Source organism: Anaerotignum sp., from assembly GCF_045122575.1.
Classification (GTDB): domain Bacteria; phylum Bacillota; class Clostridia; order Lachnospirales; family Anaerotignaceae; genus Anaerotignum_A.
Window position 1 is genome coordinate 1 of record NZ_JBGVHV010000116.1, and the last position, 15,472, is coordinate 15,472.

18 protein-coding genes and 1 pseudogene are annotated in these 15,472 nt (G+C 48.6%); 15 read left to right on the forward strand and 4 right to left on the reverse strand.

The genetic code is table 11. The features are described 5' to 3' along the window. Positions 1-260: 260 nt before the first annotated feature. Together nrdG and ACJMLT_RS05715 are read right to left on the reverse strand one after the other, a co-directional pair. Positions 261-803, reverse strand: coding sequence for an anaerobic ribonucleoside-triphosphate reductase activating protein (nrdG, locus tag ACJMLT_RS05710; protein WP_405727907.1), 543 nt, complete (start codon positions 801-803; stop codon positions 261-263). Between the two features lie 4 nt (positions 804-807). Continuing rightward, the gene (locus ACJMLT_RS05715; RefSeq protein ID WP_405727910.1) at positions 808-3,156 is read right to left on the reverse strand and encodes an anaerobic ribonucleoside triphosphate reductase; all 2,349 of its coding nucleotides are present in this window, start codon (positions 3,154-3,156) and stop codon (positions 808-810) included. 214 nt (positions 3,157-3,370) lie between these two features. Here ACJMLT_RS05715 and ACJMLT_RS05720 point away from each other — a divergent pair, with 214 nt between their 5' ends. The 7 genes from ACJMLT_RS05720 to ACJMLT_RS05750 all read left to right on the forward strand — a co-directional run bounded on the left by ACJMLT_RS05720 (position 3,371) and on the right by ACJMLT_RS05750 (position 9,995). Continuing rightward, the gene (locus ACJMLT_RS05720; RefSeq protein ID WP_405727913.1) at positions 3,371-3,664 is read left to right on the forward strand and encodes a YlmC/YmxH family sporulation protein; all 294 of its coding nucleotides are present in this window, start codon (positions 3,371-3,373) and stop codon (positions 3,662-3,664) included. A 96-nt stretch (positions 3,665-3,760) separates the two neighbouring features. Further along, entirely contained in the window at positions 3,761-4,225 is a 465-nt protein-coding gene (gene nrdR / locus ACJMLT_RS05725) for a transcriptional regulator NrdR (protein WP_405727916.1), read from the forward strand. Positions 4,226-4,230: 5 nt separating this feature from the next. After that, positions 4,231-4,509 (forward strand): hypothetical protein, encoded by a 279-nt coding sequence (locus ACJMLT_RS05730; protein ID WP_405727919.1) that lies wholly within the window; start codon positions 4,231-4,233, stop codon positions 4,507-4,509. Between the two features lie 85 nt (positions 4,510-4,594). Beyond that, positions 4,595-4,780 (forward strand): chorion class high-cysteine HCB protein 13, encoded by a 186-nt coding sequence (locus ACJMLT_RS05735; RefSeq protein WP_405727922.1) that lies wholly within the window; start codon positions 4,595-4,597, stop codon positions 4,778-4,780. 109 nt (positions 4,781-4,889) lie between these two features. Continuing rightward, positions 4,890-5,462 (forward strand): hypothetical protein, encoded by a 573-nt coding sequence (locus ACJMLT_RS05740; protein WP_405727925.1) that lies wholly within the window; start codon positions 4,890-4,892, stop codon positions 5,460-5,462. Between the two features lie 18 nt (positions 5,463-5,480). After that, a complete protein-coding gene (gene addA, locus ACJMLT_RS05745; RefSeq protein WP_405727928.1) occupies positions 5,481-9,113 on the forward strand; it encodes a helicase-exonuclease AddAB subunit AddA in 3,633 nt (1,210 codons plus the stop codon). A 12-nt stretch (positions 9,114-9,125) separates the two neighbouring features. Further along, positions 9,126-9,995: a DMT family transporter gene (locus tag ACJMLT_RS05750; RefSeq protein WP_405727931.1), complete on the forward strand. Its 870-nt coding sequence runs from the start codon at positions 9,126-9,128 to the stop codon at positions 9,993-9,995. Positions 9,996-10,121: 126 nt separating this feature from the next. Here ACJMLT_RS05750 and ACJMLT_RS05755 read toward each other — a convergent pair whose 3' ends face one another. Together ACJMLT_RS05755 and ACJMLT_RS05760 are read right to left on the reverse strand one after the other, a co-directional pair. After that, complete coding sequence (locus ACJMLT_RS05755) at positions 10,122-10,292, reverse strand: DUF362 domain-containing protein (protein ID WP_405727934.1); 171 nt, start codon at positions 10,290-10,292, stop codon at positions 10,122-10,124. Between the two features lie 139 nt (positions 10,293-10,431). After that, positions 10,432-10,962 (reverse strand): gamma carbonic anhydrase family protein, encoded by a 531-nt coding sequence (locus ACJMLT_RS05760; RefSeq protein WP_405727937.1) that lies wholly within the window; start codon positions 10,960-10,962, stop codon positions 10,432-10,434. A gap of 145 nt (positions 10,963-11,107) precedes the next feature. Here ACJMLT_RS05760 and ACJMLT_RS05765 point away from each other — a divergent pair, with 145 nt between their 5' ends. From ACJMLT_RS05765 to ACJMLT_RS05800, 8 genes and pseudogenes are all read left to right on the forward strand, one after another. Then, positions 11,108-12,055 carry a metal ABC transporter solute-binding protein, Zn/Mn family gene (locus ACJMLT_RS05765; protein ID WP_405727940.1) on the forward strand — a complete coding sequence of 316 codons (948 nt, stop codon included), beginning with the start codon at positions 11,108-11,110 and terminating at the stop codon, positions 12,053-12,055. Then, complete coding sequence (locus ACJMLT_RS05770) at positions 12,052-12,810, forward strand: metal ABC transporter ATP-binding protein (RefSeq protein WP_405727943.1); 759 nt, start codon at positions 12,052-12,054, stop codon at positions 12,808-12,810. The genes ACJMLT_RS05765 and ACJMLT_RS05770 overlap by 4 nt, the downstream gene beginning before the upstream one ends. Beyond that, positions 12,801-13,637, forward strand: coding sequence for a metal ABC transporter permease (locus ACJMLT_RS05775; RefSeq protein ID WP_405727946.1), 837 nt, complete (start codon positions 12,801-12,803; stop codon positions 13,635-13,637). Before ACJMLT_RS05770 ends, ACJMLT_RS05775 begins: the two co-directional genes overlap by 10 nt. A 66-nt stretch (positions 13,638-13,703) precedes the next feature. Then, positions 13,704-13,955, forward strand: coding sequence for a TIGR03905 family TSCPD domain-containing protein (locus ACJMLT_RS05780; RefSeq protein ID WP_405727949.1), 252 nt, complete (start codon positions 13,704-13,706; stop codon positions 13,953-13,955). 284 nt (positions 13,956-14,239) lie between these two features. Beyond that, positions 14,240-14,389, forward strand: coding sequence for a 50S ribosomal protein L33 (gene rpmG, locus ACJMLT_RS05785; RefSeq protein ID WP_405727952.1), 150 nt, complete (start codon positions 14,240-14,242; stop codon positions 14,387-14,389). Between the two features lie 40 nt (positions 14,390-14,429). Then, positions 14,430-14,702: a preprotein translocase subunit SecE gene (gene secE / locus ACJMLT_RS05790; RefSeq protein WP_405727955.1), complete on the forward strand. Its 273-nt coding sequence runs from the start codon at positions 14,430-14,432 to the stop codon at positions 14,700-14,702. A gap of 34 nt (positions 14,703-14,736) precedes the next feature. After that, positions 14,737-15,294, forward strand: a complete 558-nt coding sequence (gene nusG / locus ACJMLT_RS05795; RefSeq protein WP_405727957.1) for a transcription termination/antitermination protein NusG — start codon at positions 14,737-14,739, stop codon at positions 15,292-15,294. Positions 15,295-15,399: 105 nt separating this feature from the next. Next, positions 15,400-15,472, forward strand: a pseudogene (locus ACJMLT_RS05800) (50S ribosomal protein L11); the annotation flags it as partial.

Consider the following 15,472-nt stretch of genomic DNA (forward strand, 5'->3'; position numbering starts at 1 on the left):
ACGTGACCTTTTTTGGAGAAAACAATGCTGTTCTTGGCAGATTTACGGCGGCTCAGGATGGCAGCGTATATATAGACGGCAGGAAATATGTACTGACAAATGATTATGAAAAAGAAACTGTAGCGGACTTTCTGGATGGTATGATAGAAAAATACCGACAACAGGTAAAGGTACTGTAAGAGGATGAGAAAGATAAAAAAGCTGAACGCACGGAGGATGTCCTTTTGGAATCCGCTGAAGCGTTCAGCTTTTTCTTTTTCTTAAATTCCGCCAAAGGACTGAGGCCCTTCGGGCAGTTCAAAAGTATGATCTTCCCACAGGATAATTTTTTCTGCCTGCAGGGATTTTTTTACATCAATGATGCGCTGGTTTCTGCTGCCCTTGAATTTCAGTTCCAGAGAGCGTTCCGCAAGCAGAAAAGGCCCATCAATGAGAACGTCACTTTCTTTCAGCAGTGCAATTTTATCGGGATCATTTTCTGTAAACAGTGCTTCCCATGTATAGCCTGTGTAAGTCCACACATTTAAGCCGTGTTTATGGGCGCCTTTTGCCAGTTCGGTGCATTCTTTTGGCTGCATAAAGGGGTCGCCGCCGGAAAGGGTGATGCCGTCCAACAGAGGATTTTCCGCCATGGCAGCGATGATATCATCGGTATCCCCCCAGGAACCGCCCTTGGGGTCATGGGTCTGGGGGTTATGACAGCCGGGGCAGTGATGGGGACAGCCCTGGGTAAATATGGTCAGGCGAATACCGGGGCCGTCTACGATGGAATCCCCGGTAATGCCGCTCAGACTGATTTTCATAGGATCAATCTTCCTTTGCTTCTAATTTTACTTCTGTCACCACGGAGTGTTTCACTCTGTCGCGTACTTCTGCGCGTTTTGCGTTATTGAAACGATCCAGTGTGCCTACCAGATATCCTGTGATACGGCGGATGCGCTGGAAACCGTAGTCGCCTTCCGTTTCTTTTCTGCCGCATTTGGGGCAGGTATCGCCGATGATGCCGTTGTAGCCGCAGATGGGATCGCGGTCAACGGGATGGTTGATGGAACCGTAGCCGATGCCCTGAGATTTCATGTAGCGGATGACTTTTTCGAAAGCATCCAGATTTGTGCTGGGGTCGCCGTCCAGTTCGATATATGTGATATGGCCTGCATTGGTCAATGCATGGTAGGGTGCTTCCAGCTGAATTTTCTTGTAAGCACTGATGGGATAGTGTACAGGGATATGGAAGCTGTTTGTATAGTATTCTCTGTCTGTGATACCTTCGATAGAACCGAAACGTTCTCTGTCCATGCGGACGAAACGGCCGCTCAGACCTTCCGCGGGTGTTGCCAGCAGAGTATAGTTCATATGCGTTTTCTGAGACAGGTCATCCAGTCTTTTTCTCATGTGACCGATGATATCCAGACCCAGATTCTGTGCCACTTCACTTTCGCCGTGGTGTACGCCCAGAAGGGCTTTCAGAGCTTCTGCCAGACCGATGAAACCGATGGACAGTGTGCCGTGTTTCAGCACTTCACGCACTTCGTCATCGTAGTTCAGTTTTTCGCTGTCGATCCAAACGCCTTCACCCATCAGGAAAGGATAGTTGTGTACTTTTTTCTTCGCCTGAATTTCGAAACGTTCCATCAGCTGGTCAGCCACCAGATCGATCTTTCTGTCCAGTTCTGTGAAGAACCAGTCGATGTTTTTGTTTGCCAGAATAGCGATACGGGGCAGGTTGATGGAGGAGAAGCTCAGGTTGCCTCTGCCCAGTGTGATTTCTCTGTCGGGATCGTTCACGTTACCGATAACCCTTGTACGGCAGCCCATGTATGCGATCTCTGTTTCGGGATGACCTTCTTTGTAGTATTTCAGGTTGTAAGGAGCATCCTGGAAAGAGAAGTTGGGGAACAGTCTCTTCGCGCTGCAGCGGCATGCCAGTTTGAACAGGTCATAGTTCTTTTCGCCGGGGTTGAAGTTGATGCCTTCTTTTACACGGAAGATCTGAATGGGGAAGATGGCTGTTTCGCCATTGCCCAGACCTGCTTCTGTTACCAGCAGGATATTTTTCATGATCATGCGGCCTTCTGTGGAAGTATCCATACCGTAGTTGATGGAGGAGAAGGGGGTCTGCGCACCGGCACGGGAATGCATAGTGTTCAGGTTATGCAGCAGAGCTTCCATTGCCTGATAAGTTGCTTTGTCTGTTTCTTCTGTTGCTTTTTTTACGGAGAAAGCCTGTGCTTTCACGAAAATATCTTCGGGAACGCCTGCTTCCAGAATCAGTTTCTTTTCTGCTTCATGGTAAGCGGGGCACTGATCCAGATTGGGATACAGATCCTGTTCTGCCAGAACCTTATAGGCTGCTCTTGCGGCATCTGCGTGTTCGGGGCAGTCCATCACTTCAATCAGGGAAGCCAGATTGGAACGGTAGCGTTTGATGTATGTTTTTGCAACGCCGGGAGCCAGACCATAGTCAAAGTTGCCGATGGACTGACCGCCGTGCTGGTCGTTCTGGTTGGACTGGATGGCGATACAAGCCAGAGATGCGTAGGAAGCGATATCATTGGGTTCGCGCAGTACGCCGTGGCCTGTGGAGAAGCCGTCCTTGAACAGTTTCAGCAGGTCAATCTGACAGCATGTGGTTGTCAGGGTATAGAAGTCCAGATCGTGGATGTGGATATCACCGTTTCTGTGGGCTTCGGAATGTTTGGGGTTCAGCACGTAGCTTTCGTAGAAATGCTTTGCGCCTTCGGAACCGTATTTCAGCATGGAGCCCATGGCTGTGTTGCCGTCGATGTTGGCATTTTCACGTTTGATGTCACTGTCTGTTGCATCTTTGTATGTGATGTCTTCGAAGGTTTTCATCAGACGATCGTTCATATTTCTGACTCTGGTACGTTCTGCGCGGTACAGGATGTAAGCCTTTGCAGTACGCACATAACCGTGGTCGATCAGGATGCGTTCCACGCTGTCCTGAATCTGTTCTACGGTAGGGGATGTGATCCCTTTTTCTTCAAATCTGTTGGATACTTCATGGGCAAGGCTCAGACATACGCTGTAATCCTTTGCACCAACAGTCGCCTGAAAAGCCTTATCGATGGCGCTGGCGATCTTGTTGATGTCAAAGAAAACCTGACGTCCGTCTCTTTTTGTGATAGTCGTGATCATGGCGGATTCTCCTTTGCTTTTTGTTCGAATTTCAATGGAATGTTGTATCAAATCAAACACAAGATATTGTGTTACTTTTATTTTTAGCAAGCACATATATTGTATGCCACATCGGCGGAAATTGCAAGGGGAACACAAGATATTGTGTAATTATATGAAAGGTGCATAAAAATAGCGGAAGATGAGCCGTTTGAACATAGAATAAAAGGAGAAAATGAAAAAAAGGGGTAGAAATTTTATGAAATGGGAGCGGTTTTCGGAACTGAAAGAAAAGGAAGTCATCAATATCTGCGACGGCAAACGGCTGGGCTGCATCTGTGATCTGGAGATCGACAGTGTGACGGGAAAAATCTGCACCATCATCATTCCGGAGGAGAGCGGGAAGTTCTGTTTTTTCGGAAAGGAACGGGCCTATTTTGTGCCGTGGCGGTGTATCCGCCGCATCGGGGATGATATCATTCTGGTAGAGGTGGATGGGGAAGATATTCTGCGAACGGATGAAGGATGAACACAAGATATTGTGTTTTCTCTGTTGACCAACGGCAATTTCTCCCTTATACTGATATTATATGGAACTATGTCAACTAATGGAGGAGGAAATCCCATGAAATGTCCTTTCTGCAATTATAATGATACAAAAGTCATCGATTCCCGTGCCCAGGATGAAAATTCCGTGATCCGCCGCCGCCGTGTGTGCGAAAGTTGCGGCAAACGATTCACTACCTATGAACGGATCGACCTGATCCCCATCACTGTCATCAAAAGCGATGGTACCAGAGAGATCTTCGATAAGAGCAAGGTGATGAACGGCATTATGAAATCCTGCAACAAACGCCCTGTGACCGCGCAGCAGATTCAGGATCTGGTGGATGATATCGAAAATACACTGATGGGCAGCGGCGAAAGAGAAGTGCCCTCCAAGCAGATCGGCAATATGGTCATGGACAGACTGAAGGAAGTGGACGAGGTGGCCTATGTGCGCTTTGCTTCCGTATATCGTCAGTTCAAGGATATCAATACCTTTATCGATGAACTGGAAAAACTGCTGGTGGAAAAGAAACAGGGGTGAGAATGATGGCGGAACAGAAAACAAAAGCACTTTTTACCTGCACAGAAGCAGGCTATGAAATGGCGGTGGCGATCATGGAAGCCTATCGTCAGAGCGGTATGGCGGCTTATTTTTACGGCATTGCCGATGCGGCAGATCTGGTTTCCATCGGGGAAACCAACGGCATGACCCATGTGCTGCATTTTATGGACGGGGAAAATATCAGACTGGTGAGCCTTTCCGATGAAATGGGCGGCTTTACTACAGATATTAAAATCAGTGATCTGCTTCTGATGCAGAAATAAAAATGATAGACAGGCAAGAAACCACAAAATACCTCATAGGATAGGAGTGTAACAACACACTTTATCTTAAGGAGGTATTTTTATTATGTGTGGATTTGGTTCTGGTAACGACAATGGTATCATCTGGATCATCATTCTGCTGTGCCTGTGCGGCAACGGCAACGGCAATGGCTGTGGCTGGGGCGACAACAGTTCCTGGATCTGGATCATCCTGCTGCTGTGCTGCTGCGGCAACCACAACAGCATTGGCAACGGCTGTTCTGCATGCTAAACCGATCACCAAAGGGCTCCCGATTTTTGCGGGAGCCTGTCTCATTTTGCGGAGAAAAAATCGGAATGACAAAAGCCTTCCTTTTAAAATAAAAGGGAGGTGATTTTTTATGATGGAAAAAAGAAAAAAGGAAAATCAGGTACGACTTTGGATCGAGGCGGAAAAGGAACGGCTTCTGGAAAAGGCCTATGACCGAGGAAAACCCTTTCTGGAGGCATTTTATACCCAGTGTATCGAAAGCACGGCGGCCGATGCCCATGAGGTTTTTCTGGAAACGCCCCTGCTGTTCAATTATTTCAGAGAGAAACTGGAGGGAATGGAGCGAGAAACGGTAGCCCGCTTTTTCAAATTGGCAGCCATCCACCATACCATCCGCATTGTCCGCCGCAGGAAAAAAGAACTGAACTGGGAAGAAATGAAACAGACCATGACAGAAATTTACGGATTGGAGCAGAAAGAACAGGATCTGGCGGAATTGCTGCATCAGTGTGCCGCCAGCTATCAGACGGGCTTCCACGAATTGTTCCATAAAACCACAGCAAGATATCTCTTTGGGGATCGGGAGCTGTCTGGTTTTTCCTTCGCTTTTATCGGCAATTTCTGGTATAATTCCTATAGTAGTTTTATGGGCTCTTTTACGGGATATGTACCATTCCATATCCGTCTGCGGGATGCCCTGTAAAAACGGAGGGATTTCGGCATGGCAAACAAATGGACGGAACAACAGAAAAAGGCCATAGAAGCAAGGGGCAGCGACCTGCTCATTTCTGCGGCAGCGGGCAGCGGCAAAACGGCGGTGCTGGTAGAGCGCATCATCACCCGCATCATTGCGGAGGAACAGGAGATTGACCGCCTTCTGGTGGTGACTTTTACCAAGGCGGCGGCATCGGAAATGCGCCAGCGCATCGGCGCGGCCATTGCAAAAAAACTGGAAAGTGACCCCAACAACATCCACCTGCAGAGTCAGATGGCTTTTTTGCCGCGGGCGGATATCAAGACCATCCATGCGTTCTGTCTGCAGGTCATCAAGGAATACTACCATCTGATCGAGATCGATCCTGCCGTCCGTACGGCTGACCCTGCGGAAGTGAAACTCCTGCAGAAGGAAGTACTGGAGGAGCTGTTTGAAGAGCTGTATGCCGAAGAAAAGAATGAATGGTTTTTGAACCTGCTGGAAACTTTTACGACCTCCACCAAAGACGACAAACTGAAAGAACTGATCCTGCAGGCATATACTTATGCGGAAGGTGCACCTGTTCCAGAAAAACTGCTGGATGCTGCGGCGGAAGGCTTTGCCCTTGCAGAAGGGCAGACCATGGATGACTGCAAATGGTTTTCCTTTATCCGAGAGGGTGTGAAAAACAACGTAGAGTACGCTCTGTATCAGCTGCAGAAAGCCTCTCTGCTTTCGGATGGCGGTGAATTTGAGGGCTACCACAATCTGCTGGAAAAAGAAGTGCAAATGGTGAAAAAACTGCAGGATGTGCTGGACAAACCCTATCAGGAATGGCGTCTGGCCTATATCGCTGTGGAATTTGCCCGCTTGCCTGCTTATCGCGGAGAGGAAAAGGAGTTTGCGGAGGTTATCAAGGAACTGCGCAATGACGCCAAGGATACCCTCAAAAGGGTGGGGGAGGTTTATTTTGCCTACAGCGCGGAAACGCAGACGGAACTGATCCGAAAACTGTATCCCGTTGCCAAAGCCCTTGCAGACGTGACGAAACGGTTCATGGCTGCCTTTGGGGCGGCCAAAAAAGAGAAGAACATCATCGATTTTACGGATTATGAGCACTTTGCCCTGAAGATCCTGCTGGATGAAGAGGGCAGACCGACTGCTGCGGCGGAAGAACTGCGCCAGCGGTATGATGAGATCATGATCGATGAATATCAGGACAGCAATATCGTACAGGAACTGGTGCTGTCCGCAGTTTCGGGGGAAGCTGTTGGAGAAAATAACCGCTTTATGGTGGGGGATGTGAAGCAGAGCATTTATCGCTTCCGTCAGGCCATGCCGGAACTGTTCAATGAAAAGTATCTGCGTTATCCTGCCGCGGAAGGCGGAAAGGAACGAAAAATCATCCTTTCCAAGAACTTCCGCAGCAGAAAAAATATATTGGATGGAGTTAATTTTATTTTCCGACAGATCATGTGTCGGGATTTTGGTGATATCGATTATGATGCCGAAGCAGCCCTGTATGCGGGGATGGAATTCCCGCCCTGCCCAGAGCCCCACGGCGGCGCCAATGAGATTATCCTGATCGAAACAAAAGAAGCGGAAGATTCTGATCTTTCCGAAGAATTGCAGGAAATGGACCGTCGACAGGTGGAAGCTACGGCTATTGCAAAGCGAATCAAAGGACTGATGGAAAGCGGTTTCCACGTGCTGGATAAGAAAACAGGAGAATACCGCCCCCTGCAGTATGGGGATATTGCCATTCTCCTGCGCTCCATGAAAAACTGGGGCGGCGTACTGGAAGAGGTATTCGGCAGGGAAGGACTGCCTTATTATGCGGAAACGGCAGAGGGCTATTATTCCGTGCCTGAGGTGGAAACGGTGCTGCATCTGCTGCGGCTGATCGATAATCCCAGACAGGATATCCCCTTGTTGTCGATCCTCCATTCTCCCATTTACAGCCTGACGGCCGATGAACTGATGCAGATCCGTCTGGGCGGCGGCAAGGGCGGCTATTATGATTGTCTGCAGAATTATCTGGAAGAGGGAGAAACTGAGGAACTGCGGGGGAAGATTTCCGCTTTTCTGGCGGATATCGACCTTTGGCGCCGACAGAACAGAGAACTTTCTCTCCACGAACTGCTGCGGCTGCTTTACAGAGAGACAGGCTATTACGACTATCTGGGCATGACCGCCGGGGGTGCCCTACGGCAGGCAAATCTGCGTCTTCTGCTGGAAAAGGCGGAGCAGTATGAAAAGGGCAGCCGCAAGGGGTTGTTCTATTTCATCCGTTATGTGGAGGATATGAAAACGGCAGAGGTGGAAACAGCTTCCGCCAAACTGCAGGATGACTCCCCCGAACATATCCGCGTAATGACCATCCACAAGAGTAAAGGGCTGGAATTCCCTGTGGTCTTTGTTTCCGATATGGGGAAAAATTTCAACGAAATGGATTCCCGCGCCCCTGTGATCTTCCATCAGAAATGGGGCATGGGTATGGACTGGATGGACTTGGAAAAACGGGTATCCTACCGCACTCTGGCTAAGATGGCGCTGGCAGATGCCATTAAAATGGAAAGTCTGGCAGAGGAGATCCGCGTGCTGTATGTTGCCCTGACCCGTGCCAAGGAAAAACTGATCCTGACGGGGACAACGAAGGATCTGGAAAAATCCATGGGAAAATGGTCACAGACGGCGGAAACGGAAAATGGGACACTGCCCCTGTTCCGTCTGCGCAGGGCGAAAAGTTATTTCGACTGGGTGATGCCTGCCTATTTGAGACATCCTGCAGCGCCGCAGGAGGTATGGAACACTGCTCATCGTTTTGTTCAGGAGGATTCTGACTGGGAATTTTCTATCCTGAAACGGGATGAAGTGCTGCAGTCGGTGGATGCAGAACAGAAACTGGCGGAGGAACAGAAGGAATATTTTGAAAGATGGGAAAGTGCTGCGGAGATGACGAAAAGCCGAGAGGAAATCTTCCGCATTCTCAGCTGGCAGTATCCTTTTGGGAAAGAAACCAAACTGCCTGCAAAACTTTCTATTTCCGAGATCAAGCGAAAATATCAGGAAGAAATGAGCGGCGAACTGCAGGCGGCGCCGAAGATCATCCGCCTGCCGGAAAAACAGGAAACAAAGGGACTGACCGGCGCCCAGATCGGTACGGCCATGCATACGGTTCTGGAGGAATGTGACCTTAGAAAGGAATATGACAGGGAAAGTCTGGAAGGGCTGATTGCTGCGCTGGTGCAGAAGGGCAGGCTGACGGAGGAAGAAGGAAAGGCTGTCCGCCGAAAGGAACTGCTGCAATTTTTCCGCAGTGAACTGGCACAGAGACTGCGAGCCGCCGATAGTATAGAAACAGAACGAACCTTTTCTCTGCTGATGCAGCCAAAGGAACTGTTTTATGGAAAGGAATACGCAGAGGTGACGGATACAATCCTGGTCAATGGGATCATCGACTGTTATTTCGTTGAAAACGGGAAAGTCGTCCTGCTTGACTATAAGTCTGACCGGATTTATGATGAGGAGGAACTGAAAGAGCGTTACCGCATCCAGCTGCAGCTGTATCAGACTGCGCTGGAACGGGGACTGGGGCTGCCTGTGGGGGAAGTGTTTCTGTATTCCTTTGCCATGGGCAGGGCGATCTCGTTGAGATAAGAGGTGGAAAGAATGTCATATATTTTGGTATTGATCGCAGGGGTCAGCTGGGGACTGATCGGCGTTTTTACGAAGGCCATCGATCGGCTGGGCTTTACGGAAATGCAGATGCTGTTTGTGAAAGGCGTGCTGGCAACGGCAGTGCTGCTGCTGATCATCTGTGTGAAGGATAAAAAACAGTTGAAATTGAAGGGGTGGAAGGATCTGCGCTATTTTGTAGGCACAGGCATCATCAGTTTTTCCTTTTTCAGCTGGGCTTATATGAAGGCGGTCAATCTGACCAGCCTTGGGGTGGCGGCGGTTCTGCTTTATACAGCACCTACCTTCGTTATGCTGTTTTCCATCCTGCTGTTTGGAGAAAAGATGACGAAAACAAAGGGGATCGTTCTGCTGATGACCTTCGTTGGCTGTATTCTGGTGACGGGACTTCTGGAAGGCGGCGCAGCCTTTACCTGGCAGGGGATCGCCATCGGGCTGGCAGCAGGGGTCGGCTATGCCCTGTACAGCATTTTTGGAACCTATGCCATCAAGGCGGGGTATGGTTCCCTGACTATTTCCTTTTATACCTTTCTGATGGCAACGATCACCATGACTTTTCTGGTGGAGCCTGTGGCGGTGGTCACGAAGATCACGGAACTGGGTCAGTGGCCTCTGGCCGTTTCCTTTGCTCTGCTGACGACGGTCGTGCCTTACCTGACTTATACGAAAGGGCTGAGCGGCCTGCCTGCATCCAAGGCATCCGTAACGGCGACCATTGAGCCTGTAGTGGCGGCGGTTCTGGGGATCGTGGTATTCCATGAAAGCGTGACTATGCTGAAACTGACAGGCATCGTGCTGGTACTTTCCTCCGTGGCGGTCATGAGCCGACAGGAACAGAAATAAATATCTGAACAGAAAAAAGCCCTATCCGTTTGGATAGGGCTTCGTTTTTCCTTTGGGTCGAAAGCAGATTTCGGCACAAAGGAAAAAAGGTGAGCCATAAATGACTCACCTTTTTTAAGTACAGAATTATTCGGGTTTGATTGCACCTGTGGGGCAGTTGCCTACGCAAGAACCGCAGTCAATGCATTCACCAGCGTTGATTACGTAAACGCCGCCGTCTTCTTTGATGCAACCTGTAGGGCAGCCGCCTGCGCAAGCGCCACAACCGATGCATTCGGGACCGATTTTATGAGCCATTGGAAATACACCTCCTTCTTCATTCTACAAGCCTATTTTATATCAGAACATCCATTTTGGCAAGGAGTATTTCTCATTTTTATAAAAAAAAGAATCAAAAGGAGGAAAAAGTTGTACTTTTATACCAATTTCGCAGTATTTACATAAGTTTGTCGTTTTCTCGTTCCTGTCTCTGATACTCTTCCTTATAGTCCAGATATTCCTGGGTGGATACGCGGATCTCATCATATTCCGCCTGAGTGATGGGGCGCACGATGCGGCAGGGGATGCCGTATGCCATGTGACCTGCGGGGATGCGCATTCCTCTTTTTACCACGGCACCTGCGCCGATGAAGCAGTTTTCTTCGATGACAGCGCCTTCCTGAATGATGGCACCCATGCCGATCAGCACGTTATCGTGGATGGTGCAGCCGTGGATGATGGAATTGTGGCCGATGGTCACGCCGCTGCCCACGTTGATATCATAACCTACTTCTACATGGAAGGTGGTGTTTTCCTGCAGATTGGTGTTGTCGCCGATTTTGATCTTACCATAGCCTGCCCGTACCACGGTGCCGGGATAGATGATCACGTTTTCCCCCAGTTCCACACTGCCGATGACTTCTGCTGTGGGGAAAACGAAACAGGAATCGGGCACTTTGGGGATAAAGTTCTTGTATTTACGGATCATGGGATTGCTCCTTTCGCGAAAATCTCTCAATTACCAATAAATTCTTCTATCCTTATCATATCTGCAAAGGAGAATCTTGACAAGAGGGGGCGTATTGTTTACAATGCTATTTGCAAATGCAAAGCGTTTGCTTTTGGAGGTCGAAATGAAAAAGAAATTTTCTGTTTTGCTGCTGGCGCTGACGGTGCTGCTGTCGGGCTGCGGCAAATATGTCGATACAACTGAAAACAGCGAAAAACTGCAGGTGGTCACCAGTTTTTATCCCGTTTATCTGCTGGCGCAGGCGGTGACAGAAGGCGCGGCGGAAATGGAGCTGATGAACATGGCTCAGCCCCAGACCGGCTGTCTGCATGATTACGAACTGACTATTTCCGATATGAAGCTTCTGGAGGGAGCGGATGTGCTCATCATCAACGGCGGCGGTATGGAAGGTTTTCTGGAGCAGGCGGTGGAACGATATCCTGACTTAGTCATTGTAGATACTTCCGCAGGCATCGAACTGCTGGAAGAGGAAGAGCACCATCACCACAAAGAAGCAACAGAAGGGGAACATGCAGGCCATGGCCATGACCATGAGGGGAATCCTCATATCTGGCTGTCTCCCGAAAGAGCGGCGCAGCAGGCGGAAACCATCGCGGCGGCATTGGGTGAACTGGACAAGGTCGATGCAGCATGTTTTGCGGTAAATGCTGCAGCGTTTCGGGAAGGAACGGAGGAACTGCTGGAAAAAGCCCGTGCAATCGGAATCTCCGAAGGGGAATACTCCGCAGTCTTCCATGAAGGCTTTGCTTATTTTGCGGAATTGTTCCATCTGGAAAATGTGTGCGGCATTTTTGCCGATGAATATCAGATGCCCTCTGCCAGAGAACTGACAGAAGCGGCCGATGAAGCAAAAAAACACGGGATCCGTTTCTTTCTGACAGCAGCGGATAACGGCAGGATCTATGCGGAGACGCTGGCGGCAGAGGTGAATGAAAATATCATTTTATTGGATCCATTGACAACGGCAGATGAAGCAGGTCTTTCCTATCTGGAAAGGATGGATCAGAATATAGATGTGGTTGCGAAAGATTGGAAGGAGGGGACAGAATGAGCGGAAGTCATAATAGCTGCGGCCTTTGCAGCATCCGAATGGAAAATATCAGTGTGATCAGCGGAGAAGATATCCTGCTGGATGATGTGAACCTGACTTTCCACTGCGGGGAACTGACGGCTCTCATCGGGAAAAACGGTGCAGGGAAAACGACGCTTTTGAAAACCCTTCTGGGAGAACGTCATTATAAAGGAAGTATTTCTTTTACAGACCATCATGGTACGGTGCTTCCTGTGCCGAAAATCGGCTATGTGCCCCAGCATCTGGATTTTGATAAAAGCATGCCCGTATCCGTGGCGGATTTTATTGCGGCGGCAAAGGGCGGCAAAGCAGTCTGGCTTGGAAAAAATAAAAAAATGAAGGAAAACATCCGCAGGATGCTGGATGATATGGAATGCGGCTATCTGGCAGACAGAAGACTGGGGGCTCTTTCCGGTGGGGAACTGCAGAGAGTTCTGCTGGCGCTGGCGACAGATCCTGTGCCCGATCTGCTGGTTCTGGATGAGCCTGTTTCCGGTGTGGATATGGCAGGGTTGGATCTGTTCTATAAACGGATCATGGAGCTGCGGGATAAACAGCACATGGCGGTTCTGCTGGTTTCCCACGATCTGGGGCTGATCCGAAAGTATGCGGATAAGGTGGTCCTTCTGGATAAAACGATCGTAGCAGAAGGCGAAGCCGATGATGTTTTCAGAACAGAGGCTTTTAAAGAGGCTTTTGGTTTTTCTCCTGAGGAGGTGGCAGAATGGAAATGATCTATGGTTTTCTGGAAACACTGCCTGTCTCCATGTTTCAGTATGATTTTATGAAAAACGCCTTTCTGGCGTCTATTCTGATCGCGCCTTTGTTTGCTCTGTTGGGGACGATGGCGGTCAATAACAAGATGGCATTTTTCTCTGATGCTCTGGGACACAGTGCTTTTACGGGCATTGGGCTGGGGGTTCTGCTGGGGATGGAAGATCCCCTGCTGGCGATGCTGGCCTTTGGCATTTTCCTTGGTCTGGTCATTACGAAGGTGAAATCCGCAAACATGGTATCTTCTGATACAGTCATCAGCGTGTTTTCTTCAGCGGCCATGGCACTGGGGATCGTGATTTTATCTGCCAGCGGCGGTTTTGCCAAATACTCTTCCTATTTAATAGGGGATATCCTGACGGTGGGGAAGAATGACCTGCTTACTATCACCATCGTTCTGGCGGCGGCATATATTCTGTGGGCAGTATTGTATAATCAGTTGCTGCTTCTCAGTGTGAACCGCTCTCTGGCGGCCAGCCGTGGGGGAAAGGTCATGCTGGTAGAAAATATTTTTGTGATGATGGTAGCGGTTGCTGTTATGGTATCCATTCGCTGGGTGGGGATCCTGATGATCAACTCCCTGTTGATTCTGCCGGCGGCAGCGGCGAGAAATATCACAAGGACGACAAGAAGCTATCACTGGACGGCAACGGTGTTCGGTCTGATCGCTTCCGCGGTTGGTCTGGGGATTTCCTATCGTTTTGGTACATCCGCAGGGGCGACTATGGTGCTGACAGCTGCGCTTCTGTTTTTCGTTACATATTTTATCGGAAAAGCACGGAAATAACGTTGAGATCTGACGGGATTTGTGATATCCTGTCTGGCAGAGTAAATTTTTTAGGAGGAAATGAACATGCATGTAAAATATGATACAAAAGGTATCTGCGCAGTGCGCGTGGAATTTGACGTAGAAGACGGCGTGGTGAAAAATATCAGCTTCTTGGGTGGTTGTGATGGTAACCACAAAGGGATTGCAGCTCTGGCGGAAGGTATGACACCTGAAGAAGCGACAAAAAGACTGAAAGGCATCACTTGCGGCAGAAGAAACACAAGCTGCCCCGACCAGTTGGCAGTAGCGCTGGAAGAATTTATGAAAAATCAGTAAAAAGAAAAACAAGAAAAAATTGTCGGTGTCCGCAGAGGTGTGACAGTATGCAGACATTTATCCGCGGGCATCAGACAATCGGAAGCGGCGATGGTGCAAATGACACAAAGAGTTGAAAAATCGCTGTTTTTCGTAAATTTCTTAATATTTTTTGTTGACAATGAGACCCCCCTTGTGATATTCTATATCGGAAGACGGAGGTCTTTTTTTTGTGTGCCGAGATAAACTTGAGGCATACAGAATACTGAAGTAAACAACATTCATCAGAGACGGAGGTGAAAATCTTGAGAACAAGAATTACCTTGGCTTGCACAGAGTGCAAACAGAGAAACTACAGCACAACTAAGGACAAAAAAGTTATGCCTGACAGAATGGAAATCAAAAAATATTGTAAGTTCTGCAAAGCTCACACAATGCACAAAGAAACAAAATAATTTTTTGTGAGAGCCATTCCGTAGTTAAGGAGTGAACGTATTGGAAGAAAAGAACATCACAACCCAAACGAACGAAGTGAAGCAAACGAAGCCAGCTCCTCAGGCAAAAACAGCAAAAAAGAAAGACAATGACAAGGACTCTTTCGCTGATTATAAAGCAGAGTTCAAAAAAATCGTGTGGCCTACACGCCCTGAAGTTGTTAAGAAAACAGCAACAGTTGTTGTCACATCCCTGATCGTAGGTGCTATTATCTTCTGCATGGACACAGTTTTCACTGCAGGTTACAGCGCGATCATTGGTCTGTTAGGTTAATAGTTGATACGAATTAGAAAAAAGGATGGTTTAAATGTCTGAAGAAATCAATAAGGCTGAGGAAATGAAAGAAGTGTCTGCAGAGGCTAGATGGTACGTGGTTCATACCTACAGCGGTTATGAAAACAAAGTAAAAGCCAACATCGAAAAAACAGTCGAAAACAGAGGGATGCAGGATCAGATTTTTGAAATCAGCGTTCCTATGCAGGACGAAATTGAGATGAAGGAAGGCCAGAAAAAGACAGTGCAGCGCAAAGTTTTCCCCGGTTATGTACTGCTGAATATGATCATGAATGACGAGACATGGTATGTCGTTCGCAACACTAGAGGCGTAACAAGCTTCGTCGGCCCCGGCTCCAAGCCCGTTCCCCTGACAGACGCAGAAGTGCGTGCGATGGGTATCGGCGGCCAGGTGGAAAATCTGGATGTGGAAGTAGGCGAAAGCGTTCGCGTAGTTACAGGTCCTTTTGCGGATTCTGTAGGCCAGATCCAGGAGATCAATGCTAACAAGAAGACTCTAGTCGTAAGTCTTTCCATCTTCGGCAGGGAGACACCCGTAGAGCTTGATTTCGCTCAGATCGATAAGCTTTGATAAAAAAGCTTACAAATTAAGTCAATTGTTTGTCAAAAGGCAGAAAATTCTGCCGAGTGGGAGGGACAATCCCCGCTAATTACCACATTTATAGGAGGTGCCATCATGGCAAAGAAAGTAACAGGTTATATTAAATTACAGATCCCCGCAGCGAAGGCAACACCCGCTCCTCCTGTTG